This is a genomic window from Natronorubrum daqingense, from assembly GCF_001971705.1.
GTDB lineage: Archaea > Halobacteriota > Halobacteria > Halobacteriales > Natrialbaceae > Natronorubrum > Natronorubrum daqingense.
In genome coordinates this window covers 82723-109305 of the sequence record NZ_CP019327.1, presented here as the reverse complement: position 1 = coordinate 109305, position 26583 = coordinate 82723, and the positions used below count along the sequence as shown (strand labels likewise).

At 63.7% G+C, this 26583-nt stretch carries 29 protein-coding genes; 16 read left to right on the top strand and 13 right to left on the bottom strand.

Annotated features, from left to right (window positions below; translation table 11 throughout):
* Positions 1 to 31: 31 nt before the first annotated feature.
* From BB347_RS00515 to BB347_RS00490, 6 genes are all read left to right on the top strand, one after another.
* Positions 32 to 406 carry a hypothetical protein gene (locus tag BB347_RS00515; RefSeq protein ID WP_077202621.1) on the top strand — a complete coding sequence of 125 codons (375 nt, stop codon included), beginning with the start codon at positions 32 to 34 and terminating at the stop codon, positions 404 to 406.
* Positions 407 to 825: 419 nt separating this feature from the next.
* Positions 826 to 2382, top strand: coding sequence for an ABC transporter substrate-binding protein (locus tag BB347_RS00510; RefSeq protein ID WP_077202620.1), 1557 nt, complete (start codon positions 826 to 828; stop codon positions 2380 to 2382).
* An 89-nt stretch (positions 2383 to 2471) separates the two neighbouring features.
* Positions 2472 to 3446, top strand: coding sequence for an ABC transporter permease (locus BB347_RS00505; protein WP_076579537.1), 975 nt, complete (start codon positions 2472 to 2474; stop codon positions 3444 to 3446).
* Positions 3446 to 4609: an ABC transporter permease gene (locus tag BB347_RS00500; RefSeq protein WP_076579539.1), complete on the top strand. Its 1164-nt coding sequence runs from the start codon at positions 3446 to 3448 to the stop codon at positions 4607 to 4609. The genes BB347_RS00505 and BB347_RS00500 overlap by 1 nt, the downstream gene beginning before the upstream one ends.
* 2 nt (positions 4610 to 4611) lie before the next feature.
* The gene (locus BB347_RS00495; RefSeq protein ID WP_076579541.1) at positions 4612 to 5643 is read left to right on the top strand and encodes an ABC transporter ATP-binding protein; all 1032 of its coding nucleotides are present in this window, start codon (positions 4612 to 4614) and stop codon (positions 5641 to 5643) included.
* Complete coding sequence (locus BB347_RS00490; protein ID WP_076579543.1) at positions 5640 to 6971, top strand: ABC transporter ATP-binding protein; 1332 nt, start codon at positions 5640 to 5642, stop codon at positions 6969 to 6971. The genes BB347_RS00495 and BB347_RS00490 overlap by 4 nt, the downstream gene beginning before the upstream one ends.
* A gap of 305 nt (positions 6972 to 7276) precedes the next feature.
* On the opposite strand, the gene purQ is transcribed toward BB347_RS00490, so the two are convergent.
* The 5 genes from purQ to BB347_RS00465 all read right to left on the bottom strand — a co-directional run bounded on the left by purQ (position 7277) and on the right by BB347_RS00465 (position 11911).
* Positions 7277 to 7969 carry a phosphoribosylformylglycinamidine synthase I gene (gene purQ, locus BB347_RS00485; protein ID WP_076579545.1) on the bottom strand — a complete coding sequence of 231 codons (693 nt, stop codon included), beginning with the start codon at positions 7967 to 7969 and terminating at the stop codon, positions 7277 to 7279.
* Positions 7970 to 8221: a phosphoribosylformylglycinamidine synthase subunit PurS gene (purS, locus tag BB347_RS00480; RefSeq protein WP_076579546.1), complete on the bottom strand. Its 252-nt coding sequence runs from the start codon at positions 8219 to 8221 to the stop codon at positions 7970 to 7972.
* A gap of 106 nt (positions 8222 to 8327) precedes the next feature.
* The gene (locus tag BB347_RS00475) at positions 8328 to 8696 is read right to left on the bottom strand and encodes a rhodanese-like domain-containing protein (protein WP_076579548.1); all 369 of its coding nucleotides are present in this window, start codon (positions 8694 to 8696) and stop codon (positions 8328 to 8330) included.
* A gap of 96 nt (positions 8697 to 8792) precedes the next feature.
* Complete coding sequence (locus tag BB347_RS00470; protein ID WP_076579550.1) at positions 8793 to 10040, bottom strand: FAD/NAD(P)-binding protein; 1248 nt, start codon at positions 10038 to 10040, stop codon at positions 8793 to 8795.
* 176 nt (positions 10041 to 10216) lie between these two features.
* Positions 10217 to 11911, bottom strand: coding sequence for a nucleoside recognition domain-containing protein (locus BB347_RS00465; RefSeq protein WP_076579552.1), 1695 nt, complete (start codon positions 11909 to 11911; stop codon positions 10217 to 10219).
* A gap of 174 nt (positions 11912 to 12085) precedes the next feature.
* On the opposite strand from BB347_RS00465, the gene BB347_RS00460 reads away from it, so the two are divergent.
* From BB347_RS00460 to BB347_RS18875, 4 genes are all read left to right on the top strand, one after another.
* Positions 12086 to 13477, top strand: a complete 1392-nt coding sequence (locus BB347_RS00460) for a GTP-binding protein (RefSeq protein WP_076579554.1) — start codon at positions 12086 to 12088, stop codon at positions 13475 to 13477.
* Positions 13478 to 13489: 12 nt separating this feature from the next.
* On the top strand, positions 13490 to 13774 hold the full coding sequence (locus BB347_RS00455) for a DUF7511 domain-containing protein (protein WP_076579556.1): 285 nt from the start codon (positions 13490 to 13492) through the stop codon (positions 13772 to 13774).
* A gap of 108 nt (positions 13775 to 13882) precedes the next feature.
* Complete coding sequence (locus BB347_RS00450; protein ID WP_076579558.1) at positions 13883 to 14140, top strand: hypothetical protein; 258 nt, start codon at positions 13883 to 13885, stop codon at positions 14138 to 14140.
* 66 nt (positions 14141 to 14206) lie between these two features.
* The gene (locus BB347_RS18875) at positions 14207 to 14359 is read left to right on the top strand and encodes a C2H2-type zinc finger protein (RefSeq protein ID WP_076579561.1); all 153 of its coding nucleotides are present in this window, start codon (positions 14207 to 14209) and stop codon (positions 14357 to 14359) included.
* A 168-nt stretch (positions 14360 to 14527) separates the two neighbouring features.
* On the opposite strand, the gene BB347_RS00440 is transcribed toward BB347_RS18875, so the two are convergent.
* Complete coding sequence (locus BB347_RS00440; RefSeq protein WP_076579563.1) at positions 14528 to 15913, bottom strand: NAD(P)/FAD-dependent oxidoreductase; 1386 nt, start codon at positions 15911 to 15913, stop codon at positions 14528 to 14530.
* A gap of 189 nt (positions 15914 to 16102) precedes the next feature.
* Between BB347_RS00440 and BB347_RS00435 the strand changes: the two genes are divergently transcribed.
* Positions 16103 to 17053 (top strand): formyltetrahydrofolate deformylase, encoded by a 951-nt coding sequence (locus BB347_RS00435; RefSeq protein WP_076579565.1) that lies wholly within the window; start codon positions 16103 to 16105, stop codon positions 17051 to 17053.
* A 393-nt stretch (positions 17054 to 17446) separates the two neighbouring features.
* Here the strand turns inward: BB347_RS00435 and BB347_RS19150 are convergent, their stop codons facing one another.
* A complete protein-coding gene (locus BB347_RS19150) occupies positions 17447 to 17605 on the bottom strand; it encodes a DUF7576 family protein (protein WP_168170914.1) in 159 nt (52 codons plus the stop codon).
* A 351-nt stretch (positions 17606 to 17956) separates the two neighbouring features.
* On the opposite strand from BB347_RS19150, the gene BB347_RS00430 reads away from it, so the two are divergent.
* The 3 genes from BB347_RS00430 (at position 17957) to hisH (ending at position 20750) form a co-directional block, all read left to right on the top strand.
* Positions 17957 to 19264: an acetamidase/formamidase family protein gene (locus tag BB347_RS00430; RefSeq protein WP_076579567.1), complete on the top strand. Its 1308-nt coding sequence runs from the start codon at positions 17957 to 17959 to the stop codon at positions 19262 to 19264.
* 102 nt (positions 19265 to 19366) lie between these two features.
* Positions 19367 to 19969 carry a uracil-DNA glycosylase gene (locus BB347_RS00425; RefSeq protein WP_076579569.1) on the top strand — a complete coding sequence of 201 codons (603 nt, stop codon included), beginning with the start codon at positions 19367 to 19369 and terminating at the stop codon, positions 19967 to 19969.
* Positions 19970 to 20087: 118 nt separating this feature from the next.
* A complete protein-coding gene (gene hisH / locus BB347_RS00420; RefSeq protein ID WP_076580204.1) occupies positions 20088 to 20750 on the top strand; it encodes an imidazole glycerol phosphate synthase subunit HisH in 663 nt (220 codons plus the stop codon).
* A 193-nt stretch (positions 20751 to 20943) separates the two neighbouring features.
* Here hisH and BB347_RS00415 read toward each other — a convergent pair whose 3' ends face one another.
* Positions 20944 to 21300 carry a hypothetical protein gene (locus BB347_RS00415; protein ID WP_076580206.1) on the bottom strand — a complete coding sequence of 119 codons (357 nt, stop codon included), beginning with the start codon at positions 21298 to 21300 and terminating at the stop codon, positions 20944 to 20946.
* A 128-nt stretch (positions 21301 to 21428) separates the two neighbouring features.
* On the opposite strand from BB347_RS00415, the gene BB347_RS00410 reads away from it, so the two are divergent.
* Both BB347_RS00410 and BB347_RS00405 read left to right on the top strand, forming a co-directional pair.
* Positions 21429 to 22547: a tRNA (guanine(26)-N(2))-dimethyltransferase gene (locus BB347_RS00410; protein ID WP_076579571.1), complete on the top strand. Its 1119-nt coding sequence runs from the start codon at positions 21429 to 21431 to the stop codon at positions 22545 to 22547.
* A gap of 104 nt (positions 22548 to 22651) precedes the next feature.
* Positions 22652 to 23968 (top strand): YihY/virulence factor BrkB family protein, encoded by a 1317-nt coding sequence (locus BB347_RS00405; RefSeq protein WP_076579573.1) that lies wholly within the window; start codon positions 22652 to 22654, stop codon positions 23966 to 23968.
* Between the two features lie 63 nt (positions 23969 to 24031).
* Here the strand turns inward: BB347_RS00405 and BB347_RS00400 are convergent, their stop codons facing one another.
* The 5 genes from BB347_RS00400 to BB347_RS00380 form a co-directional block, all read right to left on the bottom strand.
* Positions 24032 to 24829: an alpha/beta fold hydrolase gene (locus tag BB347_RS00400; RefSeq protein ID WP_076579575.1), complete on the bottom strand. Its 798-nt coding sequence runs from the start codon at positions 24827 to 24829 to the stop codon at positions 24032 to 24034.
* Positions 24830 to 24974: 145 nt separating this feature from the next.
* Entirely contained in the window at positions 24975 to 25283 is a 309-nt protein-coding gene (locus BB347_RS00395; protein ID WP_076579577.1) for a hypothetical protein, read from the bottom strand.
* A 70-nt stretch (positions 25284 to 25353) separates the two neighbouring features.
* A complete protein-coding gene (locus BB347_RS00390) occupies positions 25354 to 25710 on the bottom strand; it encodes a hypothetical protein (protein ID WP_076579579.1) in 357 nt (118 codons plus the stop codon).
* A gap of 109 nt (positions 25711 to 25819) precedes the next feature.
* Positions 25820 to 26197: an LWR-salt protein gene (lwrS, locus tag BB347_RS00385; RefSeq protein WP_076579581.1), complete on the bottom strand. Its 378-nt coding sequence runs from the start codon at positions 26195 to 26197 to the stop codon at positions 25820 to 25822.
* A gap of 4 nt (positions 26198 to 26201) precedes the next feature.
* A complete protein-coding gene (locus BB347_RS00380; protein WP_076579583.1) occupies positions 26202 to 26483 on the bottom strand; it encodes a 4a-hydroxytetrahydrobiopterin dehydratase in 282 nt (93 codons plus the stop codon).
* Positions 26484 to 26583 lie beyond the last annotated feature (100 nt).

Genomic DNA, 26583 nt, shown 5'->3' with positions numbered 1-26583 from the left:
AGTTACGACGAACTACTGTCTGGTCTCGACAGTGACCACGACAGAACGATACCGCTCTCACCTACAGACGTCGGTGGCGGCCACCGTCGGCTGTCTCGCCGTCGTCGCGGTCGTGACCGCGGTTACGGGCAGGGGCCTCACGTTCGTCGCCGACGCGTTGTTCGTCCTCGCGGTGGGGTGTTTCGGGATTACCGTCGTCTTGACCCGGCCGTCCGTCTCGCGGCGGCGGAAGATCCAGCGAGCGCAAGCGGACGATGAGTCCACTGGCGACGACCGTGAACCCGACGGCGGACGGTCGCGAGTGCGGGATCCGAACGCCCAGTTTCACGCGGGCATCCGACTGGGACTCGTCGCGACAACGTTACTCTGCGTGTCGTTGTTCGTTCAGTACGCACCCCTTCGGTGAACCGCGCTGGCGAACTGTGGCTTCGCCGACCGACTCGTCCCGGAGAGACACGGTGTGTATTTTGAGAGGGGTGTACTGCGAATGTACGATACAGACAGTGAATGGACTGTATTGTTCACCAATGAATAATTTAGCACTGAATGTGACTATACTTGTAAAATCACATTCGTGGAAAGTGTTATATAATACCACACCAATTGTTGCTCGTGCGATCCGAAAGCAAGTTAACAGGTAACAAGCGGCGAACAGTGCTGAAGTCGATAGCGGCTGGTGGTGTTGCGTTTCTAGCGGGTTGTGTCGGGGACTCTCCAGAGGACTCAGACACGAAGCACTGGATCGGTGCCCAGGGAAGCGAAGCTCCGAACTACAACGTGTTCCGCATCACGGACACGACGTCCGGAGACCGGGTCACTCGCGTCATGGACCCGGCGTACGCGTTCGACGAGAACGACGAGTTCGTGCCTCGATTGATTCGGGATTACGAGGTCAACGACGACTACACCGAGTGGACGTTCACGCTCACCGAGCACGGTGAGTGGTCCGATCCCTACGGAGCGATGACCGCCGAGGACTGGGTGTACTCGATCACCGAGATCCTCCAAGGCGAAGACAACTGGGCCAACGCCTCGATGGCCGACGACTGGCGAATGTCCGTCGACGAGGTCCCGGACGGGTTCGAAGCGGCCGACGAAGACGGCGAGCAAGCCTGGTTCAACGTCGAGGAGACCGGCGAATTCGAGTTCACGGTCGAGATGCCGCTGCCGTTCCCCGGTTTCCTCGAGGAACCGATTCTCTGGGGCTTCCAGGAGGTCATCCCCAAGGACCTCGCCGAGGAGTTCGTCGAGGACCAAGACGGCGACGCGATGAACGAAGACGACGAGATTCAGGAACTGTCCTACACCGGAAACCTCGGTGCGTTCACCGTCGAGGTGCTCGAGATCGAAGCGCGAATGAATGCCACTCGCAACGACGACTACTACCTGCGAAACTACGACGGCTTCGAGGACGCCCCCGTCATCGAAGAGTGGACGTACCAGGTTATGAGCGAGGAGTCGACCCGACTATCGGCCCTCCAGTCGGGCGAGATCACCCACTCCGGCGTTCCGCCACGTCGCGCCGAGGAGTTCGATGACGACATAGACGACGTCAACATCTTCGAGAACCCGACAGTCTACTGCCAGAGCATGTTCTACAACATGCGTGACGACGGCTGGGAGGGCCTCCAGGTCCCGGAAGTGCGTCAGGCGCTCACGATGGCCGTCGACCGGGAGGAACTCGTCGAGGAAGTCCAGTACGGGTACGCAACGGTTGCTCACACGCTTTCGCCGGAGTACTCCGATTTCTACGACAACTCCGAGGTCGTCGAGTGGGACTACGACCCGGACGCTGCCCGCCAACAACTCGAGGACAATCTCCCTAGCCCGTACGGCTACTCCGACGACCGCGTCGTCGACGGCGACGGCGAGGAAGTCGTCCTCAATTTCGTCTTCAGCGACTCCGCGGATGACACCGAACTCACCGCTCGAATCATTCAGGAGGAGATGGACGAAATTGGTCTCGAGGTCGAACTCGACGAAGTTCCGTGGAACACGATGCTGGACGACTACCTGTACAAGGAAGCCGGCGAAGCCCAAGAGTGGGACTTCATGTCAGGCATCGGTCGCAACGCGTATCCCCGCGCACCCGAGGCGACGGAGGGCTTCTGGCGGCCCGGCGAGTCCGCCAACGGCTACGGCTACGACGACCCACACGGCGTCGCCGATATGCTCTCCGACGCCGCGAGGATGGCGGACGCCGACGAGCGACAGAGCCAACTCGCGGAGGTGTTTGGCATCCTCAGCGAGGACCAGCCGTGGAACTTCCTCTACTTCCCCGAGGATATCGAAGGCTACCGAGACCACGTCGAACCGAGCGAAGACTCGAGCATCTCGTGGGAGTACGATATCAACCGGTGGGAGATCGAACAAGAGCAGTAACGCGGGGATCGTCCCGTTCAGTTTGAACGACCACTCTCCCCGACAACGGGGATTTCCGACATAGACATTGATATGCATTCACACGACAAATGAAAGCGTACATCGCAAAGCGCCTCGCGTGGACCGTTTTCGCGACCTGGGTCACGCTGACGATCACGTTCCTGCTTATCGACTTCTCGCCGATCTCGGCCGCCGGTGCCGAGTTCGTCGACCAGCAGGTCCAGTCAGGGATGGACGCGGACGAAGCGAGGGAACTGTACGAAGACCAACTCGGCCACGGCGACACCGTCTGGGAGCGATACACCAACTTCATGATCGGACTGGTGACGTTCGACTGGGGGCTGTCGACGACGTACAACCAGCCGGTGACCGACGTCATCATGGGCTCGTGGATCTACTCGTTCCAGTTCGTCCTCCCGGCGACGATCATCTCGGTCGTCCTCGGATTCGCGATCGGTCTGTACTCGGCCACCCACCAGTACACGAAAGAAGACTACGCGGCGACGCTGTTCGCGTTCACGGGCGTCAGCCTACCGAACTTCTGGTTCGCGATCATGCTGATCCTGGTCGGCGGCGTCTACCTCGACTGGTTCCCCATATACTACACGACGAACGTTCCCGGGATTCTCTCCTGGGAGAACGCCCATCAGTTGGTACTGCCGGTGATCGTCCTCTCGACGTCGGCGATCGCCAGCGAGATGCGCTACGCCCGGGCGGAGTCGCTCGAGTACGTCCACGCGGAGTTCGTCAAGACGGCGCGGGCGAAGGGGCTCTCGGAGAACGAGGTGACCGTCAGACACATCTTCCGACCGGCGATGGTGCCGCTGATCACGATCCTCGTCGGCGACATCCTCGGCTTGCTGTTCGCCGGGGCGTACGTCATCGAGTACATCTTCCAGATACCCGGACTCGGTTTGATCAGCTACAACGCAATTATTCAGCAGGACACGCCGCTCGTGCTGGCGACAGTGTTGATTCCGGTGTTTATCGCCATCATCGGCAACCTCGTACAGGACATCTGTTACACCATGCTCGATCCACGAATCGAATTCGGTGATCGCTAGTGAGTTCAGACACGCAGACGGACGCCGTTCGCGACGACATCAGCTTCGAGGACATCGACTGGGACGAGTACGGCGGCGGCGTCACGTTGACTCGGGCCCGAATCGCGGCCCTGGTGACGATGGGCGCCATCGTCGTCGGCTGGATTCTGGACTACCTGTTCGGCCACCACCGACAGCCCCTCGTCGAGTACGACCTGGGGCCGATCGAATTCGCCCCGAATCCGGGGAACGTCGAGTGGTTGTTCGCGCTCACCATCGCGGTGTTGTTCTTCTATGGAATCGTCCCCCTGTACCAGAACCCGCGGATGACGAGACACTACTGGACGGAGTTCAAGAAGAACAAAGCCGCCGTCTTGAGCCTGTTCTTCCTCGCGTTCGTCTTCCTGGTCGCGGTGTTCGGCCCGTTCGTGTTCGGACGCCCTGATATCGACGTCACGAACGCCTACGAGCCGCCGGTGTTCTATCAGTACGTCCCGGGCTGGGAGGGTGGCACGTGGGCTCACCCGTTCGGAACCATGCAGTCGGGAGAAGACATCCTGCAGGTCGTCGTCATCGGCGCTCGCGTGAGCATGATGGTCGGCCTCATCGGCTGTCTGATGATCATCGCGCTCGCGAGCGCCGTCGGAACGACGGCCGCCTACTTCGGCGGACTGGTCGACGAGGTGCTGATGCGATTCGTCGACATCATGCTCACGTTCCCGACGTTTTTCCTCATCCTGTTCGTCGTCTACCTCTACGGCGGCGACCTGTTCACGATCATCGTGATCCTCGGGCTGACGACGTGGACGGCGACCTCGAGAATCGTCCGGTCGGAGGCGCTCCAGCGCAACGAGGAGGCGTACATCGACGCGGCGAAGAACGTCGGTGCGAGCGAGCGTTGGATCATCACGCGACACCTCGTGCCGAACGTCTCGAACACGATCATCACCGCAGCGACGCTCGTCATCCCGTCGCTGATCCTTTATGAGGCGGTGTTGGCGTTCCTCGGCTTCGGCGATCCGAACGTCTGGTCGTGGGGGCGGGCGATCTCCGTCGGTCGGGGCGACCTCCAGAACGCCTGGTGGGTCTCGACGATCCCCGGCGTGTTCTTGTTCCTGACGGTACTGGCGTTCAACTTCCTCGGCGACGCGTTGCGAGACGCGCTCGACCCTCGACACCAATAACGATGACCGACGAACCACTACTCTCCATCCAAGACGTACAAACCCACTTCCACACCGACGACGGTCTCGTCAGAGCGGTCGACGGCGTCAGCTTCGATGTCGACCGCGGCGAGACCGTTTGCGTCGTCGGTGAGAGCGGGTCCGGAAAGTCCGTGACGTGCGAAACGGTGACGCAACTGATCCCGATGCCTCCCGGCGAGATCGCCGGCGGCGAGGTGTACTTCGACGGCGTAGACGTAACTGCGCTGCCCGACGACGAGTTGCGCGAACTGCGCGGCGGCCGGATTGGTCACGTCTTCCAGAACCCACAGGGAGCGCTCAACCCCGTCTACACCGTCGGTTACCAGATCCGGGAGGCGATCGACGCCCACCACGACGTCTCGAAGGCGGAGGCCCGCCAGCGGGCGGTCGACCTCCTCGAGGCCGTCGGCATCCCCGAGGCCGCGACTCGCGTCGACGACTACCCCCACGAGTTCTCCGGCGGGATGAAACAGCGCGTCGTGATCGCGATGGCGCTGGTCTGCGAACCGGATCTGCTGATCGCCGACGAACCGACGACGGCGCTCGACGTGACGATCGAAGCCCAGATTCTCGACCTCTTTCGTGACCTCCAAGACGAGTACGACATGGGCATCGTGTTCGTAACCCACGACCTCGGCGTCGTCGCCGAGATCGCCGACACGGTCGTCGTCATGTATGCGGGGAAAGTGATGGAAACCGGGTCAGTCGAGGACATCTTCGAGAATCCGGCTCACCCCTACACGAAGGCGCTGCTCGAGTGTCTCCCCGGCCAGTCGAATCTGGAGCCGATTCCCGGGAGCCTCCCGAGCACGACCGATCCGCCGGATGGCTGTCGGTTCCACGCCCGGTGTGAGTACGCGACCGAGGAGTGTCGTGTCGGCGAGCAACCGCCATTGTACGAGATTGGCGACGAACACCAGGTGTCCTGTATCCACTGGCGCGACGATATCGACGAACTCCCCGATCCGGCGGAGGTCCACGATGCGACCGTCAGCTTGGAAGGTGAACTATGAGCCCCGGTCGAGCCCTGCTCGAGGTCGACGGCCTCAAGAAACACTTCCCGATGACTCGAGGGGTCATGAAAGAGGAGATCGGCCGCGTACGGGCCGTCGACGGGATCTCCTTCGAGGTCGAGGCGGGCGAGACGTTCGGAATCGTCGGCGAATCCGGCTGTGGCAAGTCGACGGCAGCCCGATCTATCCTCCGTCTCGACGATCCGACGGACGGTGCCGTTCGGTTCGACGGCCGCGACATTACCGAGTACGACCGAACGGAGCTCAAGCGCTTCCGTCGGGAGGCGCAGATGATCTTCCAGGACCCCGACTCGAGTTTCGATCCGCGGATGAGCATCGGCGAGTCGATCGCCGAGCCGCTGATCGTCCACGGGATGAAAGATCGAGAGCTTCGCCGGTCGATCATCGAGAAACTCCTCGTCCGCGTCGGGTTGCAGGCAGACGACATCGATCGGTACCCACACGAGTTCTCCGGCGGGCAGAAACAGCGAATCGGGCTCGCTCGAGCGCTCGTGTTGAACCCGCGGCTGCTCGTCGCGGACGAACCGGTCAGCGCGCTCGACGTCTCGATTCAGGCGGAGATCCTCAAACTCATGGAGGACCTGCAGGCGGAATTCGGTCTGAGCATCCTGCTCATCAGCCACAACCTCGGCGTCGTTCGACACATCTGCGACCGCGTCGGGGTCATGTACCTCGGGGAACTCGTGGAGGTCGGACCGACAGAAGATCTCTTCTCGAACCCGGAGCATCCCTACACGCGTGCGCTCATCTCGGCGATTCCCTCGACTGACCTCTCGGAGCGGGGAGAACGGGTTCGACTCAAGGGGTCCGTCCCCGATCCCGCGAATCCACCACGCGGCTGTCGGTTCCACACCCGCTGTCCCGAGGTCATCCCGCCGGAGGAGTACGACGTCGACCAGTCGACCTGGCGATCCCTGCTCGACTTCAAACAACGGGTCGAAGACGGGATGGAGATCGACGGGCTCTACGAATTACTCTATCCCGAAGAGCCACTCGACGAGAACGAGGTTCCCGAGGAACTACCCGTCGATGCGGTCGAGAATGCGCTCCGGTCGGAGTACGAACTCGATGCCCGAATCGAGGACGCCGAGGCCGAGTCAGTCTTCGAACGCACGGCCGAACGGCTCGCGGCCGGCGACGGCGAGGCGGCACGCGAGTTGCTCGACGAGGAGTTCACAACAGTCTGTCAACGGTCGAAGCCAAAACTCCGCACGGAGCAGAACGGTCACCGAGTCGCCTGTCACCTCGTCGGCGAGTCGACGGCCCGCGAGCAACTGGCGGCGGAAACGACGGGAACGACCGACTGAACGAGCCGACCACCGCGAGTGACGGTCGACGATGCTTGCTTCGAACGTTTTCAGTCGACGGCAACGGTCATGACCGTTCCGACGACGCCACGGAGACCCCCGTCCAACGGCGTCGCTCACGTCGGATCCGACGGAGACGAGACGCGTTTCAGATTCCGTTTACCCTCATCGTTGGACTCATCCTCGTCGACGAACCGCCACGCCAGTACTGTTTGAGCCAGCGCACAAACGGAGTGGTCCCGGGAGCCGCCACGATTCGCCACGATTCGCCACCAAATCCGCCAAGCACTCCCGATAGCGTACTACTACGCACCAGGTTCGACTGCCTCGAATCCGCGAAGGACACCCTGTCCGTCAGTCCGCCCCACGTCGGGCAACGTCGCACGTTCCGGGTGGGGCATCAACACGGCGACCGTCTCTCGATCGCCGAGAATGCCCGCGACGTTGTGCTTCGAGCCGTTCGGATTCGCGTCCGCGCTCGGCTCGCCGTTCTCGTCGCAGTACCGAAAGAGCACGCGGCCGTCGTCCTCGAGCGCCTCGAGTCGCTCCTCGCTGATCTCGTAGCGGCCCTCTCCGTGAGCGATCGGAATCTCGATGACGTCGCCCTCCTCGTAGGCTGCCGTCCACGGCGTATCCGCGCGCTCGACGCGGAGGAAGACGTGTTCACACTGGAAGCGAGCGCGCTCGTTCGTCGTAAACGCGCCGTCGGTCAGCCCGGACTCGCAGCCGACCTGCGCGCCGTTACAGACGCCGAGGACGGGCGTGCCGTCGGCCGCCGCTTCGCGCACCTCGTCCATAATGGGCGAACGCGCTGCCATCGCTCCCGCGCGCAAGTAATCGCCGTAGGAGAACCCACCCGGCAGGACGATGCCCGACGTATCCTCGGGAAGCCCGTCTTCGTGCCAGACGATTTCGGCGTCGATATCGAGGTGAGAGAGCGCTCGCTCGGCGTCGCGGTCGCAGTTCGAGCCGCCAAAGCGGATGATCGAAACGGTCATCTACCGCTCGTCGACCTCCACGTCGTAGTCGTGGATGGTCGGGTTCGCGAGCAGGCGTTTCGCCATCTCGCTCGCGCGTTCGCTCGCGTTCTCGGGCGATTCGGCCTCGAGGTCGATCTCGAAGCGATCCGCCGAACGGAGATCCTCGAGGTCGAAATCGAGCCGCTCGAGGGCTTGCTTAGTGGTCTCGGCCTCGGGGTCGAGGACGCCGTGTTTGAGTCGGACGGTCACCGTCGCGGTGTAGGCGCTCATCACGTGAAACCCCGTAACCGTGCTCAAAAACGCTTTCGGGTTTGCTTGGTGATACACGAACGTGGATACTGCCGCCGTGGGCGACCGTTGGCTGCCTCGAGCCCCCTCAAACTAACTGCCGAAGGAACGACGAGAGGCGGTAGCCCAGTGACTGATTTCTGTACCCCGTCCATCGGCGGATGCCACCAGCGAGCGTGAGCGCGTCGTAGCCTTCCGACTCGAGGAGGTCGGTCGCCTTCGTCGCGACGACGCCGGCTTTACAGACCGTGACGACGGGCCGGTCGTCCGGGATCTCCGAAAGCGAGTCGCGAAGGGCGGCCTCGTCGCCGCGTCGCAAATCGTCGTACACGGGGACGTTGTGGCTTCCGTCGATAGACCCGCGCTCGTAGGCGTCGCTCGGGCGGATGTCGAGGACGGACGGCGGGTCGTCACTCGAGAGTCGCTCCTCGAGTTCCGAGGGACTGATCTTGCTCATGAGTCACACTCGTGAGCACACAGCCAAAACAGTGCGGATAGCGCGTAACTCGCCGGCTGGAAACGAGAGTCGATGTGGAGACGCGCGAGACCCGAGTTAGTCGGCCGGGATAGCCTGGTTGCTGGCCGCGGCGATCGCGGGTGCCAGCCGGTCCGCCGCTCGACGTGCGCCTGCAATGTTACCCGCCAGCGGGCCGACGGTACCCGCTGCCAGAGCACCAGTGACGAATAGTGACGACGGCTGGCCGTCCCCTCGAGTCCACGCCAACGTCTCGTCGTCGAGAACTGGCATCCCTCGATACCCTCGCTCGAGGGCGAGTTCGTCGGCCGCGCGGTCGACGAATGGGTGCTCGAAGACGGGGTCGAACCCGGTCGCCAGCACGACTCGGTCGGCAGAGAGACAACCGCCGTCTGCGAGCAAGAGCCGGACGCGGCCGTCGCAGCCGACTGCGCGAGCCGAGCGAACGTCGCCGCGTCGGACCGAGAGCGACTCGTCCTCGCGGACCGTCTCGAGGCGCTCGAACAGCGTGGGTGGAATCGTCCCGTCGTTGCGCGCCTCGCTGACGGTTTCGAGTCGCTCACGTGACCCCGGTGGGTGTCGGTGGAGGTGGTGACCGATGTGATTCCAGTTGATCCAGCGCGGGTCGGCTTCGATCGCTGCGGTCTCGAGTTCGTGTCGGGGACAGAGCGTGACTGACTCCCGAGCGGCGAGACAGGTCGCGAGTTGGGCGGCGGTGATTCCGCCGCCGACGACGACGGTCTCATCGACGGACCGTTCGGGATCGAAATCGCTCCAGACGTGCGTGATCGAGTCGACGCCGTCGGTCCACTCGGGTTCGCGATAGCGGCCGCCGTGGCCGATCGCCAGGACGCAGGTGCGAGTTCGGATCCGTTCGGTGGCCGGCGAGTCCGTCGCTCGGTTTTCGGCCGTCGTCTCGAGAACGAAGTGCTCGCTACGCTGGTCCGATCGACGAATCGAGTTCACGGTCGCTTGCCGGTGGAGCGACGCGAGGTTCGCGCGTTCGATCACGTAGTCTGCGTAATCCAGGAACAACGACAGCGTCGGGCGGCGCGGATAGCCCGGCGTCGGCCGGAGTTCGTCCTCGCGGTCGTGGCCTTCGGCGAAGCTCTCGAGGCCGAACGGCTCGGTGCCGACGTGGTGGACGAACGTCGACCGGAGTTCGTCCATGTCACAGGCAGCCGCCTTTCGGCGAAACGACGCGAGCAGCCGTTCGTTTGGGTCCACGATCAGGAGATCCTCGCGCTCGAGGTCGGTCTCCTCGAGTACCCGTTGACAGCAGTAGGTACCGTGGATGCCGCCGCCGACGATGACGCACTCGTACATGGACGGCCGGTACGCCGTGTTGTTACTTTAGTCCTTTGTGTTGTTAACTACTGGTATTTGTATAGCTCGAGTTCATAGGCCAGCGCTACGTTCGGTGTGACCCCTCGAGCGATTTCGCGGTTGGTACGCCGACGGATCACTCGGTGGACCGCTCGAGTGGCCCGTCGACGGTAGAGTTAGAACACCAACCGGCCGCCCCAGGCGATGGCGAGTGCGAATCCGACCGCGGCGGCGGCCTGCCGGGCGAGCATCGTCGCGACGAATCGGATCGAGACCTCCCGTGCGATCGTAATAGCGGTGACGAGACAGGGAAGTAAGACCCCGGCGAGGTAGACGGCGACCAGCACCTCGAGCGCCGAGAGCGAAGCGATCCCCGTCGTGTCCGCAGTAAGCAGCGCGATGCCGTCCTTGCGGATCGCCGCGAAGACGACCGGCAACGCGGTCTCGGCGGGCAGTCCAAACGCGGCCATCGCCGGCTCGAGAACGGCCCCCAATCGCTCGAGCGCACCGACGTACTCCAGGAGCGCGGCGACGACGCAGATCCCCGCGAAGACGGGGAGTGCCGTCGTGAGGAAACTCGCGAGCGACCGACGCGCCTCGCGCCAGATCGCCCGGGGACGGGGCCACTCGAGGAACGTTCGACGATCGACGGCGAGAGCGGTCGTTCGGGCCTCGAGTGGCGCGATCAGGCGAACGTAGAGGAGCGTCGTCGCGACGAGGATCGCGAGGTAGGGGCCGACGAGCCAGGGCATACCGACGGCGGCGAAGACGGCGAGGGTGGCGGGGAACTGGTAGGAACACGCCGACCCGAACGAGATGGCCGAGATCGTCGTACAGCGGGTGCACTCCGAGCAGCCGCGGGTACTCGTCACCGCGGGAACGTTACAACCGAATCCCATGACGACTCTAACGAGGTCCCGGCCGGTGAGTCCGATCCGGCGCATAACCGGGTGAAGCGCCGTCGTGACGCGCATCGTCAGCCCGCTCGCCGAGTACGCGCCCATGAACACTGCAAAGATGAGCATGGTGGGCAGCGCCCAAACGAACAGGAACGGCCCCATCGCGAGCAGGCCGTACTCACCGCCCAGCACGGCCGCGAGCGGTCCCGGCAGTGACGCCGCGTACGCGACTGGTCCCTCGAGTGCGGCGTCGACGAGCGGGTCGAGTTCTCCAGCGACGGTGTTCGCGAACCAGACGGCGACCAGCGCGGGCAACGCGAGGACGAGTGCACCCGCCACCGGACCGAGGTACGGACGGTCGAAGACCCGTTTACGTGGGTCGATCTGCCAGTTCGCCCGGACAGCAGTCTCGGCGGGGAACTCACCCGCGTGCTCGAGCGCGGCGATCACGTCGCGACCGTCTGCAGCCCGCCCCGATCGGTTCGCCGCTCCCTCACCGCCCCCCGTTCGGACCCCACCGTCCGCCGCAACGTGGCCGAGACGTCGCGCATCGACGGGCATCACGGGAACACCGAGGTCGGCCTCGAGGGACGCGACGACACCGCTTGCCTCGTCGATCGACTCGACTTTGTCCCAGTGAGTGACGACTACTGCACCCACCCGTCCCTGCACGAGCGAAAGCAGATCGGCGAGGTCTCGGTCGAGATCCGTCGCTGGAACGACGAGAACGACCGTCGCCGCACCCTCGAGGGCGGCGAGCGCGTCTCGAGTCGTTTTCGTGTCCGCGTCGAGGGTGATTCCTGGCGTGTCGACCACCTCGAGGGAGTCACATCGATACCGTTCGCACGAGACGGTCGAGCCCCCGACGGCCGTCGCAGTCGGTGGCGCGTTCGTCAGTCCGGTCGCGAGCGCCGACTTTCCGACGCTCTCCTTGCCGATCAGGACGACGCGCTCGCGGTTCGTCCCGGTCATTCAGTGTCGCTCCCAGTCGGTCCGGTTCTCGCCGTTCCCGGCGAACACCGCTCCACTCGAGCGGTGCAGGCTGTCTCTCGGATCATTCGTGACTGCATCTCGAACGCCGGTATTAATAATTCTCCTGCTATAGATAATAACTACTATTAGGTTTGATATTCTATTGTTAACCAGATGCCCGATAACTCGATTCCCGTCACGGTTCTGTCCGGGATACTCGGAGCGGGGAAAACGACCGTACTGAACCACGTCCTCCGCGAGAGCGACGACAGAGAGCTCGCCGTTCTCGTCAACGACATGGGCGAAGTGAACGTGGACGCCGAACTCGTCGCCGAATCCTCGGATATCGCGGACGAAGACGAAGAGCTCGTCGAACTCTCGAACGGCTGTATCTGTTGTGAGCTCCGCGGAGACTTACTCGACGCCGTCGGCGAACTCACTCGAGCGCGCGAGTTCGACGCCATCGTCGTCGAGTCGACCGGCGTCGCCGAGCCACTCCCCGTCGCGCAGACGCTGACGCTCGGATTCGATCAGGCCGACCTCGATCCCACGGAGTTCTACGAAGAGACCGGTATCGAACCGCTCGAGGGCTGTCACCTCGATACGGCCGTGACGGTCGTCGACGCCCACCAGTTCCGGACGGCGATGGAATCCGACGAACTGCTCGACGACGACGGGACCGAGAAGCACCTCGGCGACCTCGTCGTCGAACAAGTCGAGTTCTGTGACGTCCTCCTCCTGAACAAGTGCGACCTCGTCGACGACGACACGCTCGCCGAAATCGAAGCGACGCTCGAGGTGCTCCAGCCGCGCGCCGAGATCGTTCGCACCGAACACGGCCGCGTCGACCCCGCACACCTCGTCGACACCGGCCGGTTCGATTTCGACGCTGCCAGCCAGTCAGCGGGCTGGATCCGCGAACTCGAGGAGCCCCACGCGTCGGCCGAGGAAGAACACGGCGTCACCTCGTTCGTCTTCGAGGCGCGCCGGCCGTTTCACCCCGAGCGCTTCGCCGACCTCCTCGATCGATTCCCCGACGCGGTCGTTCGAGCGAAAGGTCACTTCTGGATCGCGAGCAGCGAGGACGCCGGTGAAGAGAGCGATGCAACCGTGAACGCAGAACGAAACGTGAGCCGCGAGGACGAGGCGTTTACGTTCAACGTGGCCGGGCAGTCGATCCGCGTCGGCCCTGGCGGGCGGTGGGTCGATTCACTCCCGGCCGAGGAGCGTCGCGAGCACCTCGAGGACAACCCCGAACTCGAGGCCCACTGGCACGAACGCTGGGGCGATCGCAACACTCGACTCGTCGTCATCGGCACCGAGATGGATCACGACTCGCTTCGGGCCGACCTCCGGGAGTGTCTGGCCACCGACGACGAACTGGCGGCCGACGCGACGTTCGAGGATCGATTCCCGACGTTCGAGCCGCCCGAAGCCGAACTCGAGGCCGACGCAGATGACGATGCAGACACAGCCGATGGCAGCGAGACGGCGAACCGACACGAGAACGACGACCAGCGTGAGCACGCACACGACCGCACGGAGGAACTCGGCATTGCAGACTGACTCACTCCCACGATGACCGACGGAAACACCGACGGCGAAACCGAGCCAGACGCCAGCACCGACGGTACCGGTAGTACTGATAGTACCAATAGTATCGAAAGGATGCACTCGAGGACGTCTTCCGAGCCATCGTCGCCGGACGGCGACGTGTCGCCGTGTTACCAGGCGTACGTCGAGCGAACCGAAACCCGTCCCGACACCTGTACCATCTACTCGTCGGTGACGGCCGCCACGCTCGAGGAGACGTGGATCCGTGCAACCGGCTCGGCGTTCGTCTCTCGAGACGAAATTCGATAGCCGAGGACGTATCGATCACAGAACAGCCGACGCGACGAACCCTGCAGTCGACGCGGCAAACCCAGCAGCCAACCCAACGAACCCAGCAGCCAACCCAACGAACCCACGATGTCAACGCCATTCCAGACCGCCGTCAAATCAGCTGTCCACCACACCACCCGCCGTGAGGCCATCGAGAGGCTGGCCGAACGGGACGAACACAGACATCTCGCACTGCTCGTCCAGATGGGCGGCCTTCGCGGGGAGTTTCGCCGTCAGGCACTCGAGTGTCTGAACGATCGTAACGCGAATGCGGAACTCGAGGAACTGGCCGAGGACACGACGCTCGAGCCGTCGTTGCAGCGTCGAGCGACGGACCTCGTCTGAGCGTATTCGAGACGCCGGCGATGTATCGGCCGTCCTTTTTAGGAGTGTCTGTCATAGACACACACGATGTCCTACAACTGCTCGAACTGCGACGAATCGTTCCGATCCGCTGCTGGCGTGACCCAGCACGTTGCACTGCACCACAACACCTGCGCCGTCTGCGACGACTCGTTCACCGAAACCGACGAGCTTCGCGAGCACATTCACACGACGCACTAACGGTTGAGGCACTGACGGTTGGCCGAGAAACACCCCTCCCGACTTTGCCGCTTCCGTCGCGTTGCTGCCTTCGCAGCCGTCGCTGTCGTCGCTGCCATCCCGGCGTGTTCGGCGAGCGCGAAACCGAGTCGTCAGTGGCGATTTCGACACGCTCGGGACTCAAGGCACCTAGCAGTCACAGTACGACGGTTCACAGCACTCGAGGTTCTCGAGGAACATCCGTTTCTCGCGATAGGCCTCGAGTGGAGTCGTTTCGGCCTCGAGTCTGTCGCCGATAGCCTCGGCGACGACGGCGAAGCGCTGGCGGAACTTGTAGATGAAACAAAACTGCTGGCCCTCGTGGGCGACCTGCGGGCCGACGAGGAACAGGCCGGACGTCGCAGTCGATTCATCCTGGTCGGTGAGTTCGGGGAATCCGTGTTCGTCGACCGCGAACAGGTCGTCGACGAGCGTGATACTCCCCTCGAACCCTGTCGAGAGAACCGGTGGCGTGCGCGAGTGAATCCGATTCCCGTCGTCGGTGACCACCGCGTAGCCAGCGCGCTCGACGGTCGAGCCGGGCGTCTCAGGTCCGTCAGACGGGTCAGTTCGCGTTTCGACCCTCGCTTCACTCGAGGAATCCGTGCCCGTTTCCTCGCGTTCGATTCGCTCGACGCGAGCGTCGGTGACGAGTGTAATCGGCTGCTCGGCGTCGAGTGCCGCCTCGAGTCGGTCCGTCGTTCGCGGGGAGAGAACCTCACTGGGGTCGGGGCTGCGATACTGCCACGGGCCGTCGGGATCTACGACGGTGACGGAGAGGCCGGTATCCGCCAACCCGAGTGCAGCGTCGATACCACTCTCTGCGCCGCCGACGATCACGACGTCGTCAGCAGACGGGGGACTGACACCAGCCCCGTCGGCCGCAAGCGGCGATGCTGGGGACTGTGAGGACGCGGACGGCGTCGACGCCGCCACAGTCTGGTCGCTTTCGTCCGGCGAACCGTCCTCGCCCGACCACCGATCGGCGTGGGCCGCCCACGAGTCGATCGTCGACACGTGAATCGCGCTAGACGCACCGGGGATCGACCCACTCGAGGGATACTGATACTGTCCCGCTGCCCAGACGACGGACGCAACCTCGAGTCGACCCTCGCTCGTCTCGAGGGTGAACCCGTCCGCGGCTGTCGCGTCGTCTCCGTCCGATGACTCCGACGATCCGGCGTCGGGAACGACGGCGTCGACGTCGACTCCCGTCTCGATCGGGAGTTCGTGAAACTCGGCGACCGCCTCGAGGTACTCTGCGTACTGGTCGCCGGTCGGGTGCTCGCTGTCGAGGGCGAGCGCCGGCGAGGTATCGAGCGTGATCGCGTTCAGATCGCGAACGCCGAACGCGTTGGCCGGAAACGACGGCGTCAACAACTCCATTTCCGCGGGCCACTGTCGAAACGAGGCACCGATACACTCGCGCTCGAGGACGACGTATTCGACGTCGAGTCGCTCGAGTGCGACTGCCGTACCGACGCCTGCGGGTCCAGCACCGACGATCGCGACGTCGAGTGTGCGTGAAAGCGTCATTCGGTACTCGCACTAGCCGACGCGTTATTAATAAACCTACCCTAGTAATTGCTAATAATTCGTAGAAGGAGAGGGTATCATGGTATCGTTCTATTCTCAGACTCGTCCACAGAAAGCAGGACTTTTGACCACACGTCGACTGAATCACGTAGTGATGACTACATATTCGCTCGAGCGGAGGTGGCTGCGATGACGACCGATGTCACTGAAATCACCGTCATTGGAGACGACGACACCGGGCTCATCGCTCGCGTGACCAGCCTCCTCTTCGAGCGCGGCATCAACATCGAAGACCTCGATCAAGCCGTTCGCGACGGCGTCTTTCGAATGTATCTGGCCGTCGACACCGAGGAGATGGTCTGTACGAAGGAGACGCTTCGGGCAGACCTCCACGACCTCGGCGACGACCTCGGACTCGACGTGCAAGTTCGCTTCCCCGCCGACCGCGACCACCAGCGAATCGCCGTCCTCGTCACGAAAGAGAGCCACTGCCTCGAGGCGATGTTCGAGGCGTGGGCCAACGACGAACTGGGGGCAGATATCGGCGTCGTCATCGGCAACCACGACGACCTCCAACCACTCGCCGAACACTACGACGTGCCGTTTCACGACATCGGCGACGAGGGCGGCCAACAGAACGAGGACGAACTCCTCGAGTTACTCGCCGACTACGACGTCGACCTGATCGTCCTCGCCCGGTACATGCGGATCCTCAGCCCCAACGTCGTCTTTCGCTACGAGGACCGCATCATCAACATCCACCCGTCGCTGCTGCCAGCCTTCCCCGGCGCGGAAGCCTACCGGCAGGCCGTCGAAGAGGGTGTCCGCGTGGCCGGCGTCACCGCCCACTACGTGACCACTGACCTCGATCAGGGCCCGATCATCTCCCAGCGCGCGTTCGACGTGCCCGACGACGCCGATCTGGAAGAGATGAAAAAGCGAGGGCAGCCACTCGAGGCGGATGCCCTCCTCGAGGCCGTCAAACTCCACCTCAATGGCGACGTCTCGGTCCACCGCGGTCGAACCTCTGTCAGAGAGAACGGCACCGAGTACCAACTCGGCCTCCCCGAAGAACTCGAGGAGTTCACGCCGGATCGACCGGTCGACGGGATCGGCAGCGCCGTCGCGAACAATCAATAACAGTAGCACGTCGCGCTGTTTCTGCATTTTGAGCTGCCGTCGAACTCGCGTTCAGTACAGACAGAGACCGTATCGTACCCGCTCGGTCATCCAACACGCGGTGGCGCGTGCTGTCGACTGGCCGAACGACAGTGAGGGCAGTCGACGACAGCACGCGAGGGATGAGTGAGCGAACGCAGTGAGGGAGCGAATCGGCTGGGGAGGACGTGGAACTCCCTCGTGTCCACGATAGCAGGTAGTCTTACTCCAACCATTCTCTCTGCGAATACCACACCCAACTCACACCGCGACGGACGGCCGCAGTCGATGCATTTCGTCGGACGAAACGGATCCGTCTCGCGTGTATCCAGTCACTGATTTACAACGGTGAGAGTGGCCGACTGGGTCTGATACCTACGCCATCCACTCCTCGAGGCACGTCTCGCTACAAAAGTGTCGATACACCGCCTCACCGTCCTCGAGCGCGGGGACGACCCGTTGGTCGACAGCCGATGTAATCGGATCGCGACACGCCAGACACTCGAGTGAATCCTCGTCCGTCGAATCAGCCATAGCGAGTGATGGGACAAAACCAAGTTTAACGGATCTGTTCCGGCAGATACGGCCATCGGCGACAGGACGGCGTCTGCGGGCGTCACTCGGACGGTTTACTCGAGACATGATTTGTCGCCCCCTTGTCTCGGAGCGCGTTGGGTAGTCGGGTAGTTAGGTAGATCGGTGGTTGAAACGGCCTCGAGTGTGGGGCGTCGAACCCTCCTGCTCGAGGCGTACTCGCCCACCCCCGAGCGGGAGGGTTCGAAAGCAGCGGTGGGGAGGTACGGCTCACTGACGGTCTCGAGCGCGGAGTGTGCTGGTACGTTGAGCAGCAGGCTTATCGCCGTTACCGACGAAGGTTGCCATGGTATGTCACAGCAAGAAGTGCAACAGGAACTCGCGGTCGATCAGTACACGCTGGGACTCGTCGGTCCGGACCAGGAGTGGGCGGGGACCGTCGCGGACGGCGGAACGATCAGAACGTACACGCCGCCGGGGTGTTGGGGACCGATGATCACGCCCGACTTCCGCGGCGGCCACGAGGTGACACGGCCGATCCGGGTCGAAGGCGCGAGCGTCGGCGACGCCGTCGCGTTGCATATCCGCGACGTCGAGGTGACGAGCATGGCGACCAGCACGGGCTCGATGGCCGAACGCGAGGAGGCCTTCGGCGACGACCCGTTCGTCGACCACCGCTGTCCCGAGTGTGGAACGACGTGGCCTGAGTCGGTCGTCGAGGGAACCGGCGAGGAGGCCATCAAGTGCGCCGAGTGTGGCGCGAACGCCTCTTCATTCGGCTTCGAGTACGGCTACACCGTCGCGTTCGACGACGACCACACGGTCGGCATCACGCTCGACGAAGACGGCGCACACGAACTCGCCACAGACGCCGCGGAAGTGATGGATATCCCCGAAAACTCCCGACAGCATCCGATCCTGCTGTACGAACCCGGCGAGATGCCCGGCACGCTCGGTCGGCTTCGACCGTTCATCGGCAACGTCGGAACGACGCCGCCGGTCACGATTCCCGACTCGCACAACGCGGGTGACTTCGGCCAGTTCCTCGTCGGTGCCGACCACGACTACGGGATCGAAACTGCAGCCGACCTCGAGGATCGGACCGACGGCCACATGGACGTGCCACAGGTCCGTGCGGGTGCGACGCTCATCTGTCCCGTCGCGGTCGACGGCGCGGGCGTCTACGTCGGCGACCTCCACGCGAATCAGGGCGACGGCGAACTCTCCTTGCACACGACCGACGTGAGCGGTACCGTCACGATGGACGTCGAAGTCATCGAGGGTCTCGAGCTCGACGGCCCCGTCCTCCTCCCTAACGAAGAGGACCTCCCGTTCATCAGCAAACCGTACAGCGACGACGAGCGCGAGGCCGGCCGAACCCTCGCCGAGCAACACGGCGTCGAACTCGAGGACGACGTGGGCCCAATCCAGGTGATCGGCTCTGGCGCGACGGTCAACGACGCGACCCAGAACGCGTTCGACCGGGCGACCGACCTCCTCGAGATGAGCGAGGGCGAGGTCCGCTCGCGGTGTACGTTCACCGGCGGCGTCCAGATCGGACGGCTGCCGGGCGTCGTGCAACTCGACCTCCTCGCACCGATGGACGTGCTCGAGGACCGGGGAATCGTACACCTCGTCCGCGAACAGTACGGACTGTAGGCGAACGGCGGAGCGCGATCGGTCGGGCGACCCGGCTCTCGTGTTCCCGACGTGGCACCTGCGACCGGAAAGACGTAGTAGGCGGCCGCTCGAGCCACCAGTATGGGAACGATGGACGACGACGAACGCTGCGTCACCGAGTGTACTCGCTGTCCGGCGCTCGTGGACGCTCGCACGCAGATCGTCAACGGAACCGGTCCCGAAGACGCCGATTTGCTGTTCGTCGGCGAGGGGCCCGGCGCGAACGAAGACGAGCAGGGCGAACCGTTCGTCGGCCGCAGCGGAACGGTCCTCGACGACGGCCTCAGGAACGTCGGCCTCGCGCGCGAAGACGTCCGCATCACGAACTGCGTGCGCTGTCGGCCGCCGGAGAATCGCGACCCCTCGACGGACGAACTCGAGAACTGTCGTGGCTACCTCGAGCACGAAATCGACCTCCTCGACCCCGACGTGATCGTCACGCTCGGAAAGGTGCCGAGCGAGCACCTTCTCGACCGTTCCGTGGCAGTGACGAAGGAAGCGGGCTCGCTCGAGGAGGTGCGAATCGAGGGGACGCCCCGGCGCGTGTTACTCTGTGTCCACCCCGCGGCCACACTGTACGACCGAAGTCAGGAGGAGACGTTCGCGAATGCACTCGAGCGGGCGGCGGATCTCGCGGACGTGGACGGCAGCGAGGGCGGGCAGTCTCGACTCGACGGTTTCTGAGCGCGCGACTGTGAGGGGCGGATCGGCACTCGAGACGCGAGGCAGACGGGCACTCGAGACGCGAGTCGACAATCGCCCGAACAGCAATACACTTGAACGCGCCCCACCCAACGTCGGTATGAACGCTGTTTCGGCTTCTCACGACCAATCGCTCGCATCGGTCGTCATCGTTGACTACGGACTGGGGAACCTTCGAAGCGTCACGCGCGGTCTCGAGCGCGCGGGTGCCGACGTCGAGATCACGGACGATCCGGACGCGTTCGCCGACGCCGATGGTGTCGTCCTGCCGGGCGTCGGGGCCTTCCGCGAGGGCGTCGAGAACGCTGACCCGCTTCGAGAGGATTTACTCGAGGTCGCCGAGAGCGACACGCCGCTCTTTGGCATCTGTCTCGGCATGCAGATGCTTCTGACGACCAGCGAGGAAGGCGAGAACGACGGTGAATCCGCCGTGCGAGGCCTCGATCTGATTCCGGGGACGAACGTTCGATTTGCCGAGGGCCAGAAGGTCCCTCACATGGGCTGGAACGAACTGACCGTCGAGCGCGAGCATCCGCTTGTCGAGGGAGTCGATGGGAACTACGCCTACTTCGTCCACTCCTACTACGCGGCACCTGACGACGATCACGCATCAGTCGCGACGACCGACTACGAGCGCGAGTTCCCCTCGATCGTCGCCAACGAGGACGGCACCGTCTTTGGCACCCAGTTTCACCCGGAGAAGAGCGGCGAGACAGGCCTCCAGATTCTGCGGAATTTCGTCGGAATTTGCGCTGACGAATAATTGTCCCGCGAACGACCACGGGGAGTGAGCGGTGTTTTTGGTCTCTTCGCGAACGGAGTGAGCGACGGTCAGCGAGAGCGATGCTCTCGCCAGACAGATTTTTTCGAGTGGTTCGACTGAGCGAAGCGAAGGAGGATCCGAAGAAAAAAGGTGGGTGTGCGAAATCTGCACCGATAATGACCGCAACGCACCGTTACAACAGTTCTCGAACCTCCGAGTACCACATATCGTGGTAATCGACGTGGCCAACCCGGCGAGCGATCGCGACGGCGAGAACGTGCCAACACTGTTCGGTCGGATCGTCGTCGTCTAAATTGTACTCGCTATCTTTGCAAGTACAGCCCTCGGCTTCGACGATGTACTCGTCTTCGTAGCCGACGACGATCGTAAAGTCCTGGTAGGCCTTCACCCGCCCCTCGCCGACGGCTTCGATCGCACGGACCCCCCGGTCTCCGTGCACGCCGGTGATCTGCTCGACGAGTTCCGGCGTGAGTTCGCCCGCTTCCTCGAGGGCGGCCTGCCACTGCTCGACTGGGTTAGCCTCCGGCACGACCGGAACTGTGTTCGCAACTGTAAAATCGGTTCGGTTGTCCATCGTCGACGCCGATACGTCGACGCCGGCACGTCGATGTCGAGCGAGACCACACCGTTTTTCGCCCGCTACCCTCGAGAGAGTGTATGCGCGTCACCGAGGGTGGGGTCGAACTCGAGGTCCCCGGCGAACAGACCGAAGGCGTCGAGGAGTCGGTGTTCTACAACCCCCGACAGGAGTTGAACCGAGATCTAACGATCGCGACGTTGCGCGCCTTTCGCGAGCACGAGGACCGAGCCGAATCGTACCTCGACGCGATGGCGGCGAGTGGCATTCGCGGGGTTCGCGCGGCCGCCGACGGCTGGGACGTGACCTGCTGTGACGTCGAACCCGACGCCGTCGACCTCGCTCGAGCCAACCTCGAGCGAAACGGACTCGAGGACGCCCGCGTCGAACACCGAAACGTCACCGCCCTCATGCACGAGTCGATGTTCGACGTGATCGACCTCGATCCCTACGGGACGCCGATGCCCTTCGCCGACGCCGCCTTTTCTCGGTGTCGGGACCTGGTCTGCGTGACCGCCACCGACACCGCGCCGCTGTGTGGCGCACACTTCAACAGCGGCGTGCGTTCGTACAGCGCCGTCCCCCAGAACACGGACTACCACCCCGAGATGGGCGTCCGGATCCTCCTCTCCGCGCTCGCTCGCAGCGCCGCCCGCTTCGACGTCGGCGTCGAGCCAATCCTCACCCACGCGACCAGTCACTACGTGCGGACTTACCTCGAGCTAGATCGCAAGCCGACTGCAGCCGACGCCGCACTCGAGCACCTGGGATACGTCTCGAGTTGCGAGGACTGTCTCTACAGGGAGGCCGAACACGGCCTGATCGCGGACCCGCTCGAAACCTGTCCGAACTGCGGGGGCAAACGGCTCCTCGTCGCCGGGCCGATCTGGCTCGGCCCGTATCGCGACCGCGAGTTCGTCGCCGACGTTCGCGAGCGGATTCCGGACTCGTTCGCCACTGCAGAGAAGGGACGTGAACTCTGTACGACGCTCGAGACGGAACTCGACGAGCCGACTCACTACGATCAGCACAAACTGTGCAAGAACTGGGGGCTGCCCGCGAACGCGATGGACGACTTCCTCGCGGATCTCCGAGAGTCGGGGTACGAAGCCTCACCGGCACACTACGGTGGAACGACGTTCAAGACGGACGCGAGCGTCGGCGAAATGTTCGACGCGACGAGCGACTCGCTCGAGTAAGTTCGTTCACAGTGGTCAGTGGCCGATCGTGCGAGCCGACGCCGGTTCGCCCCAGAGTATGCCACAGAACGACATACGTCGCTGGCCCTCGTAGGGGGTCAGTAGTGCTCGATCGCAACCAACTCCTCGAAGTCGCACGCGAACTAATCAGCGTCGCTCGTCACCAACAGCTGACGCTGCTCGCGGCCGCCGTCGCCTTCTACGGCTTCATCTCGCTCGTGCCGATGTTGTTGCTCGGGTTGGGAATCGCCGCGTCGATCGGCGGTGAAGCGCTCGCGTCCCAGCTGACGGCCGCGGCGAGCGACATCCTCACGCCGTCGGCGCAGGAACTCCTCGCGGAGACGGTGCTCGACGAAACGAACCGCCAGAGTGCTACCGTCCTCGGCGCGCTCGGACTGTTGTGGGGAGCCAGTCGCGTCCTGCGTGGCCTCGATCGAGCGTTTTCACAGATTTACGGCACCGCCGCGTCGAAGTCGTTCGTCGACACCGCCTGGGACGCGATGATCGTCTTCATCGCGATCGCGTTCGGACTGACGATCGTCGGCGGACTCGAGTACCTCTTTCGCGTGCTCCCCGTTTTCGGGACGAGCGTCGTCGGTCCCCTGTTCATCGTCCTCGGACTGGTCGTCACGTTCTTACCGCTGTACGTCATCTTCCCGGACTCGAACGTCAGCCTGTGGGAGGCGCTGCCGGGAACGGTCGTCGCTGCAGTCGGCTGGTTCGCCCTGAGTCGGACGTTCTCCGTGTACACCGAGTTGACCGGCGGATACGCACTCTACGGCGCGATCGGCGTCGTCTTCCTCGTGCTCATCTGGCTGTACGTCGGGGCGATCATCCTCGTCTTCGGTGCGGTGCTCAACGCGGTCCTCGCCGACCGTGAAGCGGATCGGCAGCTACAAAGTCCCGGCCGACGACAGGTTTCCATAGAAGCGATGACCGACGACGCCACGGGTGCCGACGAGGGGACGACGGAGGAGGAGGCAGCCACGGCCACGCAGCCGTCAGAAACCGACTCGAGCCCCCGACAGCGCGCTCGGACTCGAGATCGATCCGACGATCCCGAAGCCCTTCGAGAGGAGATCGAACGGCTTCGCGACCGAGTCGACTCGTTCGAGGACAACGTCGAACGGCGGACCGTCGAAAAGGACTCGCTCGAGGGCGATCTCAAGCGCTACGTTCGGCGAAAACTCCGTCGCGGCCACGCCCACGACTGGGGACCGTACCTCGTCTTGTTGTACGGCACGGCGATGTCCATCGCGGCGTTTTACTTCCTCTCCGGCGGCTGGGCCGTCCTCGCGATGTTCGTCGTCTGGACCTCGACGCTCGGCGTCTACGCGCTGATGGTCCTGTTCGGCTTCGGGATCTCCATCCTCGGACTCCCCGGTCGCCTCCGCGATGCGATCGGCGATCGACGCTCCTGAGTCGTACCCACTCCGCCCGACTGTTACCCACCGCTCGCCCGACTCGAGACACCCACCGAGCCCTTACTGCGTCGTGACGACGCGCTGGCGCAGGAATCGTCGAACGCGATCCGCGTACGTCGCCGGGCGGTGGAGATTGCAGATGTGACCGACGCCCGCGAGCACCTCGAGGCGGGCGTCCTGGGCCGCGCCGGCGTGCGCTCGTTCTCCTCGTCGCATGATTTTGTCGTGCTCGCCGTTTAGCACCATCGTCGGGCCGGGGTACGTCGAGAGTTTCGCGCGGAAGTCCTCGCCGGCGATTTCCGGACCGGCGTTGCCGAACTGTCTCGGATAGATTCCCGCCTCGATGATCGCCGCCTCGACGTCCGCTGGGAGGTCCCGATTTCGAACCCACCGCTCGCCCAATCGCCGGACCGTCCGCTCTCCAATGTCCGGTTTCGTCGCGAGGCGAGCCAGCGCCCCGGCCCCTCGAGTGAGCGTCTCCATCCCGCCGACGGGGTTCGCGCTCGAACCGGTCAGCACCAGTCCGTCGACGTCGTCGGGGTAGCGGTAGGCGTACTCCGTCACGACGTACCCGCCGAGCGAGAGCCCGACCAACACCGCGCTGCCGTCCGTTTCCGTCTCGATCACGTGCTCGAGAACGGCGATTGCCGGGTTCATTCGAAACGGTTCGTTTGCGCGGTCGCCGTGACCGGGGAGATCGAACGCGACCGTGTGATAGTCGTCCGCAAGTCCGCGCACCTGCGGGAGCCAGAGTTTTCGCGTGAACATCGCGCCGTGAACGAAGACGATCGACTGGTGCTCGTCCGAGCCGGCGTCGTCGATAGCGCTGCGTCCACTGTCGGCCTCTCGTCGTGACATACCCCTCCAATCACGACCAACGGTGTAGTTTCCGGGCCGGAACACGCAACACGGATCGGCCGAGGGGTGGAGGGCGACCGTGTACGTCGCCCACTAAGGAGGCGCGCTCGTCCGTGTCGTCCGTACCGTGGCAGTCACTACGCCGTTACGCTTCGTCGGGCGAGCCCCCGCCCCCGCTGTCGAGTGCGGGAGTAACGGTATCGTCGGTCGACGGCAACTCACCCTCGAGTCGGATGGTCTCGGTGGTAACCTCGCGGACGGCGTCGCTGTGCAGGCCGATGCTTTGCTCGACGATGCCGTCCCACCCGATCGACGAGGTGATCGACTCGAGCGAATCGGTAGCCGGCCTGACGTACGCGATATCGCGGTCGACCGAGGTGACGACGGCGACGCGTTCTCCCGCGGCGTTTTCGACGGGTTTCCCGACGTCGTTCGGCGTAAGACGAGCGCTCATAGCGAAGACTACTCGGACGCCGGGCAAGCCGGTGGTGCCTGCAAGCGGCAAGTCGACTCGAGTGGACACCTCAGGGATCCGAGCGATTCCGAGGCTCTTCGGGGCCAGGAGTCGACTGATCAGTGGTTCGCACCTCACCGTCCGACGCGTCGTCCGCCGTCTCACCGGTTCGATCGCGGTCGCTCGGCCGAAACCCCTCTTCGAGGTGAACGCGGGTGTCGGAGGTCTCTCGAACGTCGCTCTCCTCGAGCGTGAACGGTTCGCCGAGGTCACCCCACCCGAATCGGGCCTTGATAGTGTCGAGCGCGTCGGGCTCCGGTTCGACGCGAATCGTCCCACCCTCGAGCGAGTCGACGGTTCCGATCACCCGGCCGTCGGCCCGTTCGACGAGTTTGCCGACGTCCTCGTCCGCCAACGATGCACACATGATCGGTGGTTCACCGTCGGGGAAAAAGCAGATACTGCCTGCAAGAGCCACGACCGACCGATTACTCGAGGAGACAAACGAGCCGTAGCCAGCGTCCACGACCAGCGTGTTACTCGAGGACGCGAATGCTCGAGCCGAGGTACTTCGAGAGAACGGCGGAGACGTCGTCGGCGTTGAACGCCTCGAGATCGGCCGCAATTTCGTCTTTGAGCGCCTCGAAGTACGCCTCGTCGACCTGCAGTTCCCGAAACGAGACGGATTCGACGGGTTCGTCGAGCCACTCCTCGATGAGGGTACACCCGTACGCCTCGTCGTTCACCTCGCCGCGCCACAGCGTCTCTCGGAAGAATTTCCAGCCGTCGGTGCCCGGCTCGGCGGCGTCGAAGAAGACGGTCACCGTCGGTTCGGCGGTCGACGGCTCGAGATGGACGTCGGGGCGCTCGGACTCGAGGTGGAGTCGGGCGCGAAAGACGTACTGGGCCTCCATCGCCTCAGGCGTTTCGCTCGGATTCGATGAGTTCGGCCATGTCGATATCCTCGTCGGTAATGCCCCCTTCCTCGTGGGAGGTCAGTCGGATTTCGACCTCCTCGTAGCGGATGATGGTCTCGGGGTGGTGAAACTGCGCTTCGGCGATTTCGCCGACCATCTGGGCGAAGTTGACGCCGCGGAGGTAGTCGTCGAACTCGTACGTCCGAACGATTTCGTCGCCATCGCGCGTCCACTCGTCGGGTAGCTGCGCCTCGATTTCGTCGTCGGAAAGCAGGTCGGCCATACGCACTCGAACGGAATCCATCCAAATAATGATTGCGTGTCGACGGATCGCGCTCGACTCGCGCGAATCGTGTTCACCGACAGGGACTTACCATCGAGAC

Coding starts and splice junctions, on each gene's coding strand:
- BB347_RS00425 (WP_076579569.1), top strand. CDS start 19,367: ATGGGAACGATGGACGACGACGAACGCTGCGTCACCGAGTGTACTCGC.
- BB347_RS00395 (WP_076579577.1), bottom strand. CDS start 25,283: ATGAGCGCTCGTCTTACGCCGAACGACGTCGGGAAACCCGTCGAAAAC.
- BB347_RS00510 (WP_077202620.1), top strand. CDS start 826: ATGGACCCGGCGTACGCGTTCGACGAGAACGACGAGTTCGTGCCTCGA.
- BB347_RS00460 (WP_076579554.1), top strand. CDS start 12,086: ATGCCCGATAACTCGATTCCCGTCACGGTTCTGTCCGGGATACTCGGA.
- BB347_RS00430 (WP_076579567.1), top strand. CDS start 17,957: ATGTCACAGCAAGAAGTGCAACAGGAACTCGCGGTCGATCAGTACACG.
- purS (WP_076579546.1), bottom strand. CDS start 8,221: ATGAGCGCCTACACCGCGACGGTGACCGTCCGACTCAAACACGGCGTC.
- BB347_RS00380 (WP_076579583.1), bottom strand. CDS start 26,483: ATGGCCGACCTGCTTTCCGACGACGAAATCGAGGCGCAGCTACCCGAC.
- BB347_RS00475 (WP_076579548.1), bottom strand. CDS start 8,696: ATGAGCAAGATCAGTCCCTCGGAACTCGAGGAGCGACTCTCGAGTGAC.
- BB347_RS00400 (WP_076579575.1), bottom strand. CDS start 24,829: ATGTCACGACGAGAGGCCGACAGTGGACGCAGCGCTATCGACGACGCC.
- BB347_RS00410 (WP_076579571.1), top strand. CDS start 21,429: ATGCGCGTCACCGAGGGTGGGGTCGAACTCGAGGTCCCCGGCGAACAG.
- hisH (WP_076580204.1), top strand. CDS start 20,088: ATGAACGCTGTTTCGGCTTCTCACGACCAATCGCTCGCATCGGTCGTC.
- BB347_RS00495 (WP_076579541.1), top strand. CDS start 4,612: ATGACCGACGAACCACTACTCTCCATCCAAGACGTACAAACCCACTTC.
- purQ (WP_076579545.1), bottom strand. CDS start 7,969: ATGACCGTTTCGATCATCCGCTTTGGCGGCTCGAACTGCGACCGCGAC.
- BB347_RS00435 (WP_076579565.1), top strand. CDS start 16,103: ATGACGACCGATGTCACTGAAATCACCGTCATTGGAGACGACGACACC.
- BB347_RS00465 (WP_076579552.1), bottom strand. CDS start 11,911: ATGACCGGGACGAACCGCGAGCGCGTCGTCCTGATCGGCAAGGAGAGC.
- BB347_RS18875 (WP_076579561.1), top strand. CDS start 14,207: ATGTCCTACAACTGCTCGAACTGCGACGAATCGTTCCGATCCGCTGCT.
- lwrS (WP_076579581.1), bottom strand. CDS start 26,197: ATGGAGGCCCAGTACGTCTTTCGCGCCCGACTCCACCTCGAGTCCGAG.
- BB347_RS00390 (WP_076579579.1), bottom strand. CDS start 25,710: ATGTGTGCATCGTTGGCGGACGAGGACGTCGGCAAACTCGTCGAACGG.
- BB347_RS00470 (WP_076579550.1), bottom strand. CDS start 10,040: ATGTACGAGTGCGTCATCGTCGGCGGCGGCATCCACGGTACCTACTGC.
- BB347_RS00505 (WP_076579537.1), top strand. CDS start 2,472: ATGAAAGCGTACATCGCAAAGCGCCTCGCGTGGACCGTTTTCGCGACC.
- BB347_RS19150 (WP_168170914.1), bottom strand. CDS start 17,605: ATGGCTGATTCGACGGACGAGGATTCACTCGAGTGTCTGGCGTGTCGC.
- BB347_RS00455 (WP_076579556.1), top strand. CDS start 13,490: ATGACCGACGGAAACACCGACGGCGAAACCGAGCCAGACGCCAGCACC.
- BB347_RS00440 (WP_076579563.1), bottom strand. CDS start 15,913: ATGACGCTTTCACGCACACTCGACGTCGCGATCGTCGGTGCTGGACCC.
- BB347_RS00490 (WP_076579543.1), top strand. CDS start 5,640: ATGAGCCCCGGTCGAGCCCTGCTCGAGGTCGACGGCCTCAAGAAACAC.
- BB347_RS00450 (WP_076579558.1), top strand. CDS start 13,883: ATGTCAACGCCATTCCAGACCGCCGTCAAATCAGCTGTCCACCACACC.